Genomic DNA, 14,862 nt, shown 5'->3' with positions numbered 1-14,862 from the left:
GGGGTACGGCGGCAGGGCGGGAAGAGCGCTACTCCTGGTGGGAGAGGGCGCGGACGGTGCGGGACGGGCTGGGGCGGCCCAGCCGGGTGGCGAGCCAGTCGCTGGTGGCGACGAGCGCGCCCAGGTCGGTGCCGGTGTCGATGCCGAGGCCGTGCAGCATCCACACGAGGTCCTCGGTGGCGAGGTTGCCGGTGGCGCTCTCGGCGTACGGGCAGCCGCCGAGGCCCCCGGCGGAGGCGTCCACCACGGTGACGCCGTGCTGGAGCGCGGCAAGGGTGTTGGAGAGGGCCTGGCCGTAGGTGTCGTGGAAGTGGACGGCGAGGCTGCCGGGGCCGACGCCCGCCGCGTGCAGGGCGCGCAGCAGGGAGCCGACCTGGCCCGGGGTAGCGACGCCGATGGTGTCGCCGAGGGAGAGTTCGTCGCAGCCCATGGCGTGCAGGGCGGTGGCGGCCTGGACCACCTGGGACTCGGGGACCGGGCCCTCCCAGGGGTCGCCGAAGCACATCGAGAGGTAGCCGCGCACCCGCACGCCCTCGGCCTTGGCGCGGGTGACGACCGGCTCGAACATGGCCAGGGACTCGGCCACGGTCCGGTTGAGGTTGCGGCGGGCGAAGGTCTCGGTGGCGGAGGCGAAGACGGCGACGTGGCGGGCGCCGAGGGCCAGCGCCCGGTCCAGCCCCCGGGCGTTGGGGACCAGGACGGGCAGGTCGGTGCCGGCCTCGCGCAGGTCGTCCAGCATCGGGAAGAGCTGTTCGGCGTCGGCGAGTTGGGGCACCCACTCGGGGCGGACGAAGCTGGTTGCCTCGACCGTGCTGAGCCCTGCGGCGGCGAGCCGCCGCACGAACTCCGCCTTCACCTCGGTCGGGACGACCGCCTTCTCGTTCTGGAGCCCGTCGCGCGGTCCGACCTCGTGGATGCGGACCCGGGAGGGTAGCCCGTCGGCGCGGACCACCATGGGCAGGCCCTCGTCGCCGGGCGCGGTGGCGGGGGAGTCCGTCATGCCTGGGCCTCCTCGGCGGGGGCGGCGGGGGCGGCGGGGGCGGCGGGGGCCTGCCGTACGACGGCGGGTTCGGCGGGGGCCGCGTCGGCCGGCGCCTCGGGGGTCTCCGGCGGGGTGACGACGGCGAGGACCTGGTCCATGGCGACCGTCGTCCCCGGGGAGACGTCCAGCTCGGTGACGGTGCCCGCGTGCGGGGCGCGGATGAGGTGCTCCATCTTCATCGCCTCCACCACCAGCAGGCCCTGCCCCTCCTCGACCTCCTCGCCGACGGCGACCTTGACCAGCGTCACCGTGCCCGGCATGGGCGCGGTCAGCGCCTTGGCCCCGGCCGCCCGGTCCGCCCCGGCCAGCGCCTCGGCGACCGGGTCGACGTCGGTGACCTGCCAGGCGTCGCCCTCGCGGGCCAGCCACTGCCCGGCCCGGCGGAAGCAGTGGCGTACGCCGTCGAGGGTGACCGCGACCGTGTCGTCGGTGACCCGGTGGGTGCCGCGCGCCTCGGCGGTGTACGCCACCGTCTCCTGGCCGGGGACGCGCAGGTGGTGGACGACCGGTGCGGGCGGGCCCGCCAGCCGCCAGCCGTCGGTGGCGGCGAACGGGTCGCTCCAGCCCTGCGCGTCGGGGTCGGGGGCCAGCGCCGCGAGGCGTACGGCGGCTGCGGCCTCGTACACCTCCGGCGGGACGCCCGGGTCGGCCAGGGCGTCGGCCTCGCGGGCGACCAGGCCGGTGTCGAGGGCGCCCGCGACCACGTCCGGGTGGGCCAGCAGGCGGCGCAGGAAACCGGCGTTGGTGGGGACGCCGAGGGTGACGGTGCCGGCGAGGGCGGCGCGCAGGCGGCGCAGGGCGGTGGGGCGGTCGGGGCCGTGGGCGATGACCTTGGCGAGCATCGGGTCGTAGACGCTGGTGACCTCGGTGCCCTCGCTCAGGCCCGAGTCGGTGCGTACGCCCGGGCCGGTCGGCTCGGTGAGGGCGAGGACGGTGCCGCCGGAGGGGAGGAAGCCCCGGGCGGGGTCCTCGGCGCACAGGCGGGCCTCGACGGCGTGGCCGGTGAGGGTGATGGAGTCCTGGGTGAAGGGGAGCGGGTCGCCGGCCGCCACCCGCAGCTGCCACTCGACCAGGTCGATGCCGGTGATCAGCTCGGTGACGGGGTGCTCGACCTGGAGGCGGGTGTTCATCTCCATGAAGCAGTACCCGGCCGGGTCGTCGCCGGGGACGATGAACTCGACCGTGCCCGCGCCGGTGTAGCCGCAGGAGCGGGCGGCTTGGACGGCGGCCTCGCCCATCGCCGCCCGGGTCGCCTCGTCCAGCAGGACGCTCGGCGCCTCCTCGACGATCTTCTGGTGGCGGCGCTGGAGCGAGCACTCGCGTTCGCCGAGGTGGACGACGTTGCCGTGGCCGTCGGCGAGGACCTGGATCTCGATGTGCCGGGGCCGGTCGATCCACCGCTCGACCAGCAGCGTGTCGTCGCCGAACGAGGCGCGGGCCTCGCGCCGGGCGGCGGCGATCTCCTCGGCGAGCGCCGCCTCCTCGCGGACCAGCCGCATGCCCTTGCCGCCGCCGCCCGCCGAGGGCTTCAGCAGGACGGGCATGCCGATCTCGCGGGCGGCGGCGGCCAGCTCGGCGTCGGTCAGGCCGCTGCCCGAGGAGCCGGGGACGACCGGGACGCCGGCCGCGCGGACCGTCTCCTTGGCGCGGATCTTGTCGCCCATCAGCGCGATGGCGTCGGCGGGCGGCCCGACGAAGACCAGCTCCTCGTCGGCGCAGGCCCGCGCGAAGGCGGCGTTCTCGGCGAGGAAGCCGTACCCGGGATGGACCGCCTGGGCGCCGGTGCGGCGGGCCGCCGCCAGCAGGCGGGGGATGTGCAGGTAGCTCTCGGCGGCGGACGCCGGGCCGATGCGTACGGCCGTGTCGGCCTCGCGGACGTGCCGGGCGTCGGCATCGGCGTCGCTGTACACCGCGACCGAGCGGACCCCCAGTTCGCGCAGGGTGCGGATGACGCGGACCGCGATCTCGCCCCGGTTGGCGACGAGCACCGTGTCGAACATGGTTCTGGCTCCTCCTGTGGCGCTGCGTGCTGCCTTCTCGGTGGCCATGCCGCTCACATCCGGAAGACGCCGAAGCCCTGGGCCTCGGAGTCGCGTGCGGGGACCGGCGCCTGGGCGCAGGCGGTCAGGGCCAGGCCGACGACGCGGCGGGTCTCCAGCGGGTCGATGACGCCGTCGTCCCAGAGGCGGGCGGTGGCGTAGTAGGCGTCGCCCTGCGTCTCGTACTGGGCCCGCACCGGCGCCTTGAACTCCTCCTCGGCCTCGGCGGACCACTCCTCCCCGCGTGCCTCCAGCTGGTCCCGCTTGACGGTGGCGAGGACCGAGGCGGCCTGCTCGCCGCCCATCACGGAGATCTTGGCGTTGGGCCACATCCACAGGAAGCGGGGGCTGTAGGCCCGGCCGCACATCGAGTAGTTCCCCGCGCCGTACGAGCCGCCGATGACGACGGTGAGCTTGGGGACGCGGGCGCAGGCGACGGCGGTGACCATCTTGGCGCCGTGCTTGGCGATGCCGCCCGCCTCGTAGGTACGGCCGACCATGAAGCCGGAGATGTTCTGGAGGAAGAGCAGCGGGATGGAGCGCTGGTCGCACAGCTCGATGAAGTGCGCGCCCTTCTGGGCCGACTCCGAGAAGAGGATGCCGTTGTTGGCGACGATGCCGACCGGGTGGCCGTGGATGTGCGCGAACCCGGTGACCAGGGTCTGCCCGTACTCCTGCTTGAACTCCGCGAACCGCGAGCCGTCCACGATCCGCCCGATGACCTCGCGCACGTCGTACGGGGTGCGCGAGTCGGCCGGGACGGCGCCGTAGAGGCCGGCCGGGTCCAGGGCCGGTTCCTCGACGGGGAGCAGCTCCCAGCCGGGCTCGGGGGCGGGCGGCAGGGTGGCGACGATGGAGCGGACGATGCGCAGGGCGTGCGCGTCGTCCTCGGCGAGGTGGTCGGTGACGCCGGAGATGCGCGAGTGGACCTCGCCGCCGCCCAGCTCCTCGGCGGTGACGACCTCACCGGTGGCCGCCTTCACCAGCGGCGGCCCGCCGAGGAAGATCGTGCCCTGGTTCCGCACGATGACGGCCTCGTCGCTCATCGCCGGGACGTACGCGCCGCCCGCCGTGCAGGAGCCGAGGACGGCCGCGATCTGCGCGATGCCGGAGCCCGACAGCCGCGCCTGGTTGTAGAAGATCCGGCCGAAGTGGTCCCGGTCGGGGAAGACCTCGTCCTGCATGGGCAGGAAGGCGCCGCCGGAGTCGACCAGGTAGAGGCAGGGCAGCCGGTTCTCCAGCGCCACCTCCTGGGCGCGCAGGTGCTTCTTGACCGTCATCGGGTAGTACGTGCCGCCCTTGACCGTGGCGTCGTTGGCCACGATCACGCAGAGCCGGCCCGAGACCCGCCCGATCCCGGCGATCACCCCGGCGGCCGGGGCGCCCCCGCCGTACATCCCGTCGGCCGCCAGGGGGGCCAGCTCCAGGAAGGGCGAGCCGGCGTCGAGCAGGGCGTCGACCCGGTCGCGGGGGAGGAGTTTGCCGCGGGCCACGTGCCGGGCCCGGGAGCGCTCGCCGCCGCCGAGGCGGGCCTCGGCCAGCTTCTCGCGCAGCCGCGCGGCGAGCTCGGTGTGCGCCTCTTCGTTGGTCCGCCAGGTGTCGGACGCCGGATCGGCGGCGCTCCCCAGCACTGGTGCCTCTCGCATGGCCTGTGGCTCCCTTGCCGTGACCGGGGCGGGCCCCACGGGAGGACCGCTCCGGCGTTAATGACCGTTAACGCGTTGCGGACAGGTTAACGACCGCTAACGACCCTGTCTAGAATGAGTTCCATGACTCCCACCGCCAACCCCACCCGTCGCGAGCAGATCCTGAAGGAGGCCGCCCGCCTCTTCGCCGAGCGCGGCTTCCACGGGGTCGGCGTGGACGAGATAGGAGCCGCCGTCGGCATCAGCGGGCCCGGCCTCTACCGTCACTTCGCGGGCAAGGACGCGATGCTCGCCGAACTGCTCGTCGGCATCTCCGAACAGCTCCTGGAGGGCGGCAGGCGGCGCACCGAGGGGGCCGACCGGGCCGCTCCCGAGGCCGTCCTCGACTCGCTCATCGCGGGCCACATCGACTTCGCCCTCGACGACCGCCCCCTGATCACCCTCCACGACCGCGAGCTGGACCGCCTGCGCGACGCCGACCGCAAGCGGGTCCGCCGCCTCCAGCGCCAGTACGTCGAACTCTGGGTCGAGGCCGTCCGCCGCCTCTATCCGGAGTTCGACGAGCCCGCCGCCCGCGCCTGCGTCCACGCGGTGTTCGGCCTGCTCAACTCCACCCCGCACCTCGGCCGCCCGGGCGCCCTGCCGGGCCGGGCCGGTACGGCGGAGCTGCTGCACCGCCTCGCCCGGGGCGCCTTCGCGGCCGGCGCCGGGGTGCCGGCGCGGGGCTGACGGGCCGGGCGGTGCAGGGCTCCACCCGAGTGACGCGTACCGGGCTCAAGGCCCCGCGTGACGGCCGTCGCACACCCTGGACAGTCACCGGAACCGCCGGGTAACTTGCGTCTGAGCAAGCGCTTAGCCGGGTGGTCGGCGAGTCGTGCTTGCGCGCCCATGGCCGGACCGGAGACGCGGCCCGGACGAGAGTGGGCCGACCGCCCGAGGCGGCCGGCCACGAGCCGATCTAGGAGCATCACCATGCGTCGTACGGTGTACAACGAGGACCACGAGGCGTTCCGCGACACCCTCCGGTCCTTCATCGAGGCCGAGGTCGTCCCGGTCTACGACGAGTGGCTCGCCGCCGGCCAGGCCCCGCGCGAGTTCTACGACAACCTCGGCGAACTGGGCATCTTCGGCATCGAGGTGCCCGAGGAGTTCGGCGGCGCCGGCGAGGAGTCCTTCAAGTACCAGGCGATCATCTCCGAGGAGTGCGCCCGCGCCGGTGTCTCCTTCGGCGGCTCCGGCGTCCACGTCGCGCTCTGCCTGCCCTACCTCAAGGCGTACGCCACCGAGGACCAGAAGAAGCGCTGGCTGCCCGACTTCGTCACCGGCGCCACCATGTACGCCATCGCCATGACCGAGCCCGGCACCGGCTCCGACCTCGCCGGCATGAAGACCACCGCCAAGCTCTCGGATGACGGCACGCACTACGTGCTCAACGGCGCCAAGACCTTCATCACCGGCGGCGTCCACGCCGACCGCGTGATCGTCTGCGCCCGCACCGCCGCCCCGACCCCCGAGGACCGCCGCTTCGGCATCTCCCTCTTCGTGGTCGACACCACGTCCGAGGGGTACGCCGTCGGCCGCAAGCTCGACAAGCTGGGCCTGCGCACCTCCGACACCGCCGAGCTGTCCTTCACCGACGTCAAGGTCCCCGTCCAGGACCTCCTCGGTGAGGAGAACAAGGGCTTCGCCTACCTCGGCCAGAACCTCCCCCAGGAGCGCCTGGGCATCGCCGTCGCCGCCTACGCGCAGGCCGCCGCCGCGATCCGGTTCGCCAAGGAGTACGTCCAGGACCGCACGGTCTTCGGCAAGACGGTCGCCTCCTTCCAGAACACCAAGTTCGAGCTGGCCGCCTGCCAGGCCGAGGTGGACGCCGCCGAGGCCGTCTGCGACCGCGCCCTGGAGGCCCACGACGCCGGTGAGCTGAGTGCCGCCGAGGCCGCCTCCGCCAAGCTCTTCTGCACCGAGGTCGCCTCCCGCGTCATCGACCGCTGCCTCCAGCTGCACGGAGGCTACGGCTACATGAACGAGTACCCGATCGCCCGCCTGTACGCCGACAACCGCGTCAACCGCATCTACGGCGGCACCAGCGAGGTCATGAAGATGATCATCGCCAAGAACATGGGGCTCTGAGCCCCGGACCCGGCAGCAGCCCTGAGCCGGCAGTCCGTCCAGCCCCGACCGGAAGCGGAGCCACCCTCACGTGAACGACGCACTGGCCGGACTGCTGGTCCTGCTCGACCTGGAGCGGATCGAGCGGGACATCTTCCGAGGACAGTCCCGCTCGGCCGCCATCCCCCGCGTCTTCGGCGGCCAGGTCGCCGCCCAGGCGCTGGCGGCGGCCGGGCGGACCGTCCCGGACGACCGGCACCCCCACTCCCTGCACGCGTACTTCCTGCGCCTCGGGGACCCGGGCGCGCCCATCGTCTACACCGTCGACCGCATCCGCGACGGCCGCTCCTTCACCACCCGGCGGGTCGTCGCCGTCCAGCACGGCCGGCCGATCTTCCACCTCTCGGCCTCCTTCCAGACCTGGGAGGAGGGCCTGGACCACCAGGAGCCGATGCCGCCCGCGCCGGACCCGGAGACCCTCGCCACCACCGAGGAGACGGTCCCGCGCCACGCCGCCGCCTTCACCGACCCGGGCGTCGCCGACCGCGTGATCGAGGCCCGCGCCGCCATCGACCTGCGGTACGTCCACGAGCCCCCGTACGCCACCCGAGGCACCCCGCGCGAACCCCGCTCCCAGGTCTGGTTCCGCGTCAACGGCAAGCTCGGCGACGTCGACCCGCTCACCCATGCCTGCCTGACCACGTACGTCTCGGACATGACGCTGCTCGACTCGGTCCTGCTCGCGCACGGCCGGGGCGGCTGGACCACCGGCGACATCACCGGCGCCAGCCTCGACCACGCCATGTGGTTCCACCGCCCGCTGCGCGCCGACGACTGGCTCCTCTACGACCAGCACTCCCCGTCGGCCTCCGGCGGGCGCGGACTCGGCCAGGGCCGCATCTACACGCGCGAGGGGAAGCTCGCGGTGACGGTGGTTCAGGAGGGGGTCATGCGCGTCCCGCGCTGAGGGGCCTTCGCCGCGGTCGGCCCGCCTCTCCGGGGAGGGGCGGGCCGTGGCGTTGTCCGCTCGGTTACCTCAGTGAGCCCTGCTTCAGGGCGGTGACGAGGGTGTTCAGTGCGTCGTAGGGGAGGAGGAGGGCCGGGCCGGTGGGGGTCTTGCTGTCGCGGAGGGCGGCGATGCGGTGGTGGGGGTCGAGGACGGCGCATTCGACGCAGTCGCTCTGGGCGTGCGAAGCACTGGACTTCCGCCAGGTGACGGCCAGCGTGGTCGAATCGGCAACGTGGGTCATGTCTGCTTCCTTGCTTCTGCGATGAGGTCGAGCGAACGCTCGGCCGGGTGTGCCGCAGCACGCAGCCGCTCGAACGCCTCCGCGTAGGTGGCGACTTGCGGCCCGTCCTCGACATACAGCGCGTTGGTCAGCGACTCCAGGTGCACCACATCGAGATCGGAGTGGCCGCCGAAGCCAAGGATGGTGAACGATCCGGTCTGGCCAACATGGGGCGGGGTCTCGGACGGCATGACCTGAATGGTGACGTTCGGCAGGGATGCCATCCGGCCCAGTCGGGACAACTGCTCGCGCATGACGGCTGGTTCGGCCGTGCGCGTGTGCAGTGCGGTCTCGGAGATGATCGCCCAGAGGTTCAACGGCTCCAGGCGATTGGTGAGCACGGACTGCCGGGCCAGCCTGATCTCCACCAGGGCGGAGACGCGGTCGGCTATGGCGCTGGACATCGCCGTGCTGGTGATCGTCTCACCCGCGTATTCCGCTGTCTGGAGCAGCCCCGGCACCGTGGCCACCTGCCAGGTGCGAATCGTGGAAGCCTCGGCTTCGAGGCTGATGAGGTCCTCGTACACGGGGGTCAGAACGCCTCGGTAGGAGTGCCACCAGCCCCGCTTCGCCCCTTCGCGGCTGAGCGTCACCAGGGCGGACCGCAGTTCCGCGTCAACCTTTCGGCCGAGGCGGGCGTAGAGATCGAGAAGGTCCTCCACGTCTTTCTGCTTCGCGGCCGACTTCGCTGTCTCCAGCCGTGAAAGCTTGGCCACGTTGAAGCGGCCCCCGGAGGCTTCCACCACATGATCAAGGGTCAGGTCGCCCCGTAGTCCGCGCATCTTGGCGCCGAGTCGGCGACGACGAACTGTAGGCGCGCTCACGGGTGTCCCTCTCTGCTCTTCATCGTCCTGACAGTCTGCCGTGCGGCGTCTCGGCATGTCACCCGGCTTCCCAGCTGCACGAACAAGTTTCCGGATGGGTCTGTAAAATTACATCTCTTCGCGTAAAGCGCCGTCATTGACGGTGAGTTTCGGGCAGCCTGCTCTGTGAGCGGCGGTCGCTCAGGTGTCATTGCGTACCGCCGGGTTGCCGTTGCAGGTACCCCCCGTGGAGGAGAGTCATGGTCGACTACCCGTCAGGTCTGATTCAGGGCTGCTGTGAACCGCCGAGTGGCCCGCCATTCACGTTGCTGCTCGTCAGCGAACCCCAGTCCGCCCGCGCGGCCCGCCGGTTCGTACGTGAGTACCTGGGGTACCACCTTCCGGGGGCGTCCGAGGAGCACGTCGAGACCGTCGCTCTCGTCACCTGCGAACTGGTCACCAACGCGATCCGCTACGGCACCGAGCCGGGGGACTCCCTCCGAGTCGTGCTCCACGCGGACGAGTACCGCACCCGTGTGGAGGTGCACGATCCCGTGCGTCGTCATCCCAGGCGTAGGCCCCGGTCGGACGAACGGGCGCGCGGGCGTGGGCTGTTCCTGCTCGACGCCCTGTGCCCGCAGGGCTGGGGCGTGAGCGACATCCCGTTCGGCAAGGCGGTCTGGGGGGAGGTGCCTGTGAAGCCCTCTCGGTGAGGGGCCCGAGACGTACGCCGGGTCAGCCTCCCTCGTGCCGCTCCCTCTCCAGGCGCTGGACCTCGTCCGCCGGGGTCCGGCTCATGTACCAGCCGTCCACGCGCGGGCAGACCCAGTCGTCGGGCCAGCCGGCCAGGTCGACGGCGGCGGCGTACACGGCGTCGCCGAAGGTGACGATGGAGCGGATCGGGTCCGGGGTCTGGAGGAGGGCGGGCCAGGGGAGTTGGACCAGGCCCGCGTCCGGGTTCCAGGTGGCGCCGGGGACGCCCCAGTCGCGGGAGCCGAGGCCGTCCGGCTGGGGCCAGATGTAGGCGTACAGGCCGGGGTGCGGCGAGTCGGCGCTGCCGAAGGAGAAGCCGACGGAGACGTACGCGTGGAGTTCGGCGTTCTGCTGGAAGGCGGGGCGGCCCGGGGTGGGGGTGGTGCGCTGGGGGCGCCAGCGGGTCGCGGAGAGGTCGAAGCCGCCCCACATCACGCCGACGCGGGGGCGGTGGCCGAGGTAGGGGGCCTGCCACGCCTCCAGGCCGGCGGCGGCGAGGTTCCACGCGGCGCACATCAGCCGGGCCGCGTCGGGGTCCCAGGTGCGGGGGGCGCGGTCCTCCTCGAAGGTCGCGGGGGCGCCGGGGATCTCGCAGATCAGCGGGGAGGCGGGCGGGTCGACGCCGAGGTCGCGCGCGGCGTCGCAGAACGCGGTGTAGAAGGACGCGACCGAATCGTGGCGCAGGGAGAGGGCGCGCGTACCCCGGTCGGACTCGATCCGCACGTCGCCGTCGAGCATCCCGTAGTGGACCTGGAAGGCGGTGCCGGGGCGCCGGAAGGTCCGGGTGGCGAGGCCGCGTGGGGTGACGTCCAGGACGACGTCGCCCCAGCCGACCTCGAAGGGCTGGTCCAGGGTGATACTTGCCCCCGACCTGCACCACCCGGTTCACGTAGTCGGCGGTGGGTGCCAGGTGCTCGTAGTCGAGGTCGGGGCGTGCGGTGCCGCGTTCGCTCATGACGGGGGCCTCCCCGGGTGCGGGTGCAGGGCCGAAACGGGTCGGTTCGTCCCATGGTCGCAGCGCCGCCGCGCTCCGGCACGTCCTACGGGGTGAGCCCCGCCGCGCCCAGCAGGTACGCCGTCATCGGGTCGTAGAAGCGCGGGTCCAGGACGTGGTCGTCCAGGGGGACGGTGACCTGCATGGTGCCCTCGGCCTCGCCGATGAACAGGGCGGGGTCGTTGCAGTCGGCGTAGCCGAGCGAGTCGAGGCCGCGCTGGGCCGCGCAGCCCGCCCAGCCGTGGTCGGCGACGACCAGGTCGGGCAGCGGGCTGCCCTCGTGCTCCAGGCCGTCGAGGATGACGCTCATCGGCTCGGGGGAGTGGGTGTGCCAGAGGGTGGCGCCGCGCTCCAGCATCGCCACGTCGGCGAACTGGAACACCATGCCCTCGGAGGTGCGCAGCCCGCCGGGGATGACGACGATGTCGCAGCCCGCGGCGCGCAGCGCGGCGGCCGTCGCGCGGTGGACGTCGAGGAGGCCGCCGGGGTGGCCGGTGGCGAAGAGGACGCGCTCCCGGCCTTCGGCTGCCTTGCGCAGGCGGGCCGCCATGCGGTCCAGGCCGTCGACGGTCAGCTCCGGGTCGATGGTGTCCTGGCCGTGCCGGTGCTCGGGGTCGTCGCTGACGCCGCACCGCTCGGCCATGACCGCCAGTACGTCCTGCTCGTCGGCCCAGCGGTCGCCCAGCTCCAGGCCCAGCCAGTAGTGGCGGTCGCCGTTGGCGAGCCTGCGGTAGTGGTCGAGGTTGTTGTCGCGGGGCGTGGCGACGTCGCCGGCGATCCGGGCGCGGACGAGATGCTCGACGAGGGTGGCGCGACTGGGTATCGACATGGAGACCATTGTGCCCGGCGGGTGCGCCGCCGGGGGCGGCTCGCGAGGGTTGGCCGTGCCCGGTCGTCCCCGGCGCGGGGGACCGAGAGCATCAGGTGGCCCTGGGGGCGGACCGGCTCCGCAGGTACTGCCCCTTGCCGCCCGTCAGGGGCAGGGGAACCGCAGGCGTGGCCCGGCGGGAACAGCGGGATGCGGTGCCAGGGTTCCCCGGCTTCTCCGCGAGCGGGACCGCGCCCACCAGGCGGGCGAAACCCGGGCTTCACCCGGGCCCGTGGCCGACCTAGGGTCGAGCCACGCCCACACCCCGGGCGACCCGCACTTCCCCGTGCCCTGGGCCGTACCCCGCCCCAGGCCCGGGGCTCACGGAAGGACCCGCGCCCATGACCGCATCCGCCTCCACCCCCCGCCCCGAGCCGCGCGGCCCCGTCGACTCCTCGCGCGTCCCGCGCTTCGCCGGGCCCGCCACCTTCGCGCGGCTGCCGCGGCTGGACGAGGTCGGCTCCGCCGACATCGCCGTGGTCGGCGTCCCCTTCGACACCGGTGTCTCCTACCGGCCCGGCGCCCGCTTCGGCGGCAACGCCATCCGCGAGGCGTCCCGGCTGCTGCGGCCCTACAACCCGGCGCAGGACGCCTCCCCGTTCGCCCTCGCCCAGGTCGCCGACGCGGGGGACATCGCGGCCAACCCCTTCCACATCGAGGAGGCCGTGGAGAGCATCGAGGCCGCCGCCGACGACCTCCTGGCCACCGGCGCCCGCCTCATGACGCTGGGCGGCGACCACACCATCGCCCTGCCGCTGCTCCGCTCGGTCGCCAAGGTGCACGGGCCCGTCGCCCTGCTCCACTTCGACGCCCACCTCGACACCTGGGACACCTACTTCGGGGCCCAGTACACGCACGGCACGCCCTTCCGGCGGGCCGTCGAGGAGGGCATCCTCGACACCTCCGCCCTCTCCCACGTCGGCACCCGCGGCCCGCTCTACGGCAAGCAGGACCTCGACGACGACGAGAAGCTCGGCTTCGGGATCGTGACCAGCGCCGACGTGATGCGGCGCGGCGTCGACGAGATCACCGACCAACTGCGCCAGCGGATCGGGGACCGCCCCCTCTACGTCTCCGTGGACATCGACGTCCTCGACCCCGCGCACGCGCCCGGCACCGGGACGCCCGAGGCCGGGGGGCTCACCTCGCGTGAGCTGCTGGAGATCATCCGGGGGCTGGCCTCGTGCCGGCTCGTCTCGGCCGACCTGGTCGAGGTCGCGCCGGCCTACGACCATGCCGAGATCACGGCGGTGGCCGCCAGCCACACGGCGTACGAGCTGACCACGATCATGGCGCGCCAGATTGTGGGCTGACGGGCCGCACTCCCCGGCGGGGGTCTGCGGGGGCCGGGCTCTGCCCGGCCCCCGGCCTGGGGCGGCCTCAGACGCCGGCCGGGCTCCTTGGCCTCAAACGCCGGCCGGGCAGTATTCGGCTGAGCGCTCAGCCACACGACAGCCTGGCCGGCGATCGGGGCCGCAGGCCGGGCAGACCTCCCGTCCCGGCCCCCCGAGCCCGGTGACCCCCGAGCCCCGGCAAGCCCGATGGCACCATGGCAACCCCCACCCCCTGACCCGGACACGAGGCCACGCGCACCATGCCCCACGACCACCACGGCCCCGAGCTGATCCCCACCCCCGCCCAGACCGCGGCGGCCCTGTCCCCTCCGCCGGGGCGTACCGGCGGGGACCTGGTCATGGAGACCCTGTACGGCCTCGGCGCGACCACCGTCTTCGGGCTTCCGGGCCAGCACGCGCTGGGCATGTTCGACGCGCTGCGCCGCGCCCCCATGGAGTACGTGGGCCTGCGCGTCGAGAACAACGCCGGATTCGCCGCCGACGCGTACGGCCGGGTGACCGGTGAGGCGGCCCCGCTGCTGCTGTCCACCGGCCCCGGCGCCCTCACCTCCCTGGCCGCGCTCCAGGAGGCCGCCGCCGCCAGTGCCCCGGTGCTGGCGATCTCCAGCCAGATCCCGGTGGCGGGGCTCGGCGGCGGGCGGCACGGGTATCTGCACGAGCTGCGCGACCAGCAGGCGTCGTTCCGGGACGTGGTGAAGTCCGTGCACACGGTGCGCACCGCCTCGCAGATCCCCACCGCCGTGGCCGAGGCGTGGCAGAGCGCCCTGACCGCGCCGCACGGCCCGGTGTGGGTGGAGATCCCGGCCGACGTCCTCAGCGCGGAGACCACGGTGCCGCAGGTCACCGCCCCGGACGCGACCCCGCAGGAGCCGGCGCCGCGCCCTGAGCTGACCGCCGTGGCCGCCGACTGGCTGGGCCGTGCCGAACGGCCGGTGATCATCGCGGGCGGCGGCGTGGTCCGCGCGGACGCCACGGGCAAGCTGACCGCGCTGGCCGAGCGGCTGCGGGCTCCGGTGGTCACCACCTTCGGCGGCAAGGGCGCCTTCGCCTGGGACCACCCGCTCTCGCTCCGGTCGTGGATGGAGGACCGGCACACCACGGCCTTCCTGGAGGAGGCCGACGTGGTCCTGGTCGTCGGCTCCGGCCTCGGCGAACTCTCCTCCCACTACGGGACGTTCGCCCCGCGCGGCCGGATCATCCAGATCGATGCCGACCTCGGCAAGCTGGAGGCCAACCACCCTGCCCTCGGCATCCACGCCGACGCCCGCCTCGCGCTGACCGCCCTGCTGGAGACCGTCCCGGAGCGGGAGGACCCGGACGCCCCCGACCGGGTCGCCGCCACCCTCGCCGCGATCCGCGACCGGATCGACGGACAGGGGCTCGACACCGAGCAGCGCGTGCTGGCCGCCGTCCGCGAGGCGCTGCCCGACACCGCGCCGAGCTTCTGGGACATGACGATCCTCGCCTACTGGGCCTGGTCCGCCTTCGATCCCCGCCAGGGTGCCTTCCACTCCGCCCAGGGCGCGGGCGGCCTCGGCTACGCCTACCCGGCCGCACTCGGCGCCGCGGTGGCCGACCCGACCCGCCCGGTGCTCGCCGTCTCCGGCGACGGCGGCGCCCTGTACTCGATCGCGGAGTTGGCCACCGCCCGCCAGCACGACCTGAACGTCACCTGGCTCATCGTGGACGACGGCGGCTACGGCATCCTCCGCGAGTACCTGCACGACGCCTTCGGCGCCACCACCGCCACCGAGCTGAGCCGCCCGGACTACGCGGCCCTCGCCGCCGCCTTCCACATCCCGGCCACCACCACCTCGGTGGAGACCCTCGCCACCGACCTGGCCGAGGCGCTCGCCGCCCCCGGCCCGTCGGTGGTCGTCCTCCCGGTCCGCCTGCGGATGTTCGCCGCGACCCACGAGGAGAACGGCGAGGCGTGACGACGTGCCCCTCCTGTGCTGGAGTGC

13 protein-coding genes are annotated in these 14,862 nt (G+C 73.5%); 6 read left to right on the top strand and 7 right to left on the bottom strand.

The window, feature by feature from the left end; genetic code table 11:
* Positions 1 to 28: 28 nt before the first annotated feature.
* From ACSLIC_RS07735 to ACSLIC_RS07725, 3 genes are read right to left on the bottom strand one after another with little or no spacing between them, the layout of a single operon-like run.
* Positions 29 to 1,000 carry a hydroxymethylglutaryl-CoA lyase gene (locus ACSLIC_RS07735; protein WP_436736940.1) on the bottom strand — a complete coding sequence of 324 codons (972 nt, stop codon included), beginning with the start codon at positions 998 to 1,000 and terminating at the stop codon, positions 29 to 31.
* Positions 997 to 3,042, bottom strand: a complete 2,046-nt coding sequence (locus ACSLIC_RS07730) for an acetyl-CoA carboxylase biotin carboxylase subunit (RefSeq protein WP_436736939.1) — start codon at positions 3,040 to 3,042, stop codon at positions 997 to 999. Before ACSLIC_RS07730 ends, ACSLIC_RS07735 begins: the two co-directional genes overlap by 4 nt.
* 53 nt (positions 3,043 to 3,095) lie before the next feature.
* A complete protein-coding gene (locus ACSLIC_RS07725; RefSeq protein WP_436736938.1) occupies positions 3,096 to 4,727 on the bottom strand; it encodes a carboxyl transferase domain-containing protein in 1,632 nt (543 codons plus the stop codon).
* A gap of 123 nt (positions 4,728 to 4,850) precedes the next feature.
* On the opposite strand from ACSLIC_RS07725, the gene ACSLIC_RS07720 reads away from it, so the two are divergent.
* From ACSLIC_RS07720 to tesB, 3 genes are all read left to right on the top strand, one after another.
* Entirely contained in the window at positions 4,851 to 5,456 is a 606-nt protein-coding gene (locus ACSLIC_RS07720; protein ID WP_436736937.1) for an SACE_7040 family transcriptional regulator, read from the top strand.
* Positions 5,457 to 5,699: 243 nt separating this feature from the next.
* Complete coding sequence (locus tag ACSLIC_RS07715) at positions 5,700 to 6,857, top strand: acyl-CoA dehydrogenase family protein (RefSeq protein WP_436736936.1); 1,158 nt, start codon at positions 5,700 to 5,702, stop codon at positions 6,855 to 6,857.
* A 70-nt stretch (positions 6,858 to 6,927) separates the two neighbouring features.
* On the top strand, positions 6,928 to 7,803 hold the full coding sequence (gene tesB / locus ACSLIC_RS07710; protein ID WP_436736935.1) for an acyl-CoA thioesterase II: 876 nt from the start codon (positions 6,928 to 6,930) through the stop codon (positions 7,801 to 7,803).
* Positions 7,804 to 7,867: 64 nt separating this feature from the next.
* Here tesB and ACSLIC_RS07705 read toward each other — a convergent pair whose 3' ends face one another.
* The gene (locus tag ACSLIC_RS07705) at positions 7,868 to 8,086 is read right to left on the bottom strand and encodes a DUF397 domain-containing protein (RefSeq protein ID WP_436736934.1); all 219 of its coding nucleotides are present in this window, start codon (positions 8,084 to 8,086) and stop codon (positions 7,868 to 7,870) included.
* Entirely contained in the window at positions 8,083 to 8,949 is an 867-nt protein-coding gene (locus ACSLIC_RS07700; protein WP_436736933.1) for a DUF5753 domain-containing protein, read from the bottom strand. The genes ACSLIC_RS07705 and ACSLIC_RS07700 overlap by 4 nt, the downstream gene beginning before the upstream one ends.
* A 239-nt stretch (positions 8,950 to 9,188) precedes the next feature.
* On the opposite strand from ACSLIC_RS07700, the gene ACSLIC_RS07695 reads away from it, so the two are divergent.
* On the top strand, positions 9,189 to 9,641 hold the full coding sequence (locus ACSLIC_RS07695; protein ID WP_436736932.1) for an ATP-binding protein: 453 nt from the start codon (positions 9,189 to 9,191) through the stop codon (positions 9,639 to 9,641).
* A gap of 22 nt (positions 9,642 to 9,663) precedes the next feature.
* On the opposite strand, the gene ACSLIC_RS07690 is transcribed toward ACSLIC_RS07695, so the two are convergent.
* Both ACSLIC_RS07690 and ACSLIC_RS07685 read right to left on the bottom strand, forming a co-directional pair.
* Positions 9,664 to 10,494: a DUF5996 family protein gene (locus ACSLIC_RS07690; protein ID WP_436740306.1), complete on the bottom strand. Its 831-nt coding sequence runs from the start codon at positions 10,492 to 10,494 to the stop codon at positions 9,664 to 9,666.
* Between the two features lie 227 nt (positions 10,495 to 10,721).
* Positions 10,722 to 11,504, bottom strand: a complete 783-nt coding sequence (locus tag ACSLIC_RS07685) for a phosphatase (protein ID WP_436736931.1) — start codon at positions 11,502 to 11,504, stop codon at positions 10,722 to 10,724.
* A 380-nt stretch (positions 11,505 to 11,884) separates the two neighbouring features.
* Between ACSLIC_RS07685 and speB the strand changes: the two genes are divergently transcribed.
* Together speB and ACSLIC_RS07675 are read left to right on the top strand one after the other, a co-directional pair.
* On the top strand, positions 11,885 to 12,856 hold the full coding sequence (speB, locus tag ACSLIC_RS07680) for an agmatinase (protein WP_436736930.1): 972 nt from the start codon (positions 11,885 to 11,887) through the stop codon (positions 12,854 to 12,856).
* 281 nt (positions 12,857 to 13,137) lie between these two features.
* Positions 13,138 to 14,835, top strand: a complete 1,698-nt coding sequence (locus ACSLIC_RS07675; RefSeq protein ID WP_436736929.1) for a thiamine pyrophosphate-binding protein — start codon at positions 13,138 to 13,140, stop codon at positions 14,833 to 14,835.
* Positions 14,836 to 14,862: the final 27 nt, after the last annotated feature.

The organism is Streptomyces sp. BBFR102 (genome assembly GCF_051397025.1).
Lineage (GTDB): Bacteria > Actinomycetota > Actinomycetes > Streptomycetales > Streptomycetaceae > Streptomyces.
Note: the sequence above shows the minus strand (reverse complement) of the source record. Positions and strands in the feature narration are given on the sequence as shown.

Excerpts from the sequence above, each read along its gene's own strand:
- ACSLIC_RS07735 (WP_436736940.1), bottom strand. The coding sequence starts at position 1,000 with ATGACGGACTCCCCCGCCACCGCGCCCGGCGACGAGGGCCTGCCCATG.
- ACSLIC_RS07730 (WP_436736939.1), bottom strand. The coding sequence starts at position 3,042 with ATGTTCGACACGGTGCTCGTCGCCAACCGGGGCGAGATCGCGGTCCGC.
- ACSLIC_RS07725 (WP_436736938.1), bottom strand. The coding sequence starts at position 4,727 with ATGCGAGAGGCACCAGTGCTGGGGAGCGCCGCCGATCCGGCGTCCGAC.
- ACSLIC_RS07720 (WP_436736937.1), top strand. The coding sequence starts at position 4,851 with ATGACTCCCACCGCCAACCCCACCCGTCGCGAGCAGATCCTGAAGGAG.
- ACSLIC_RS07715 (WP_436736936.1), top strand. The coding sequence starts at position 5,700 with ATGCGTCGTACGGTGTACAACGAGGACCACGAGGCGTTCCGCGACACC.
- ACSLIC_RS07705 (WP_436736934.1), bottom strand. The coding sequence starts at position 8,086 with ATGACCCACGTTGCCGATTCGACCACGCTGGCCGTCACCTGGCGGAAG.
- ACSLIC_RS07695 (WP_436736932.1), top strand. The coding sequence starts at position 9,189 with ATGGTCGACTACCCGTCAGGTCTGATTCAGGGCTGCTGTGAACCGCCG.
- ACSLIC_RS07685 (WP_436736931.1), bottom strand. The coding sequence starts at position 11,504 with ATGTCGATACCCAGTCGCGCCACCCTCGTCGAGCATCTCGTCCGCGCC.
- speB (WP_436736930.1), top strand. The coding sequence starts at position 11,885 with ATGACCGCATCCGCCTCCACCCCCCGCCCCGAGCCGCGCGGCCCCGTC.
- ACSLIC_RS07675 (WP_436736929.1), top strand. The coding sequence starts at position 13,138 with ATGCCCCACGACCACCACGGCCCCGAGCTGATCCCCACCCCCGCCCAG.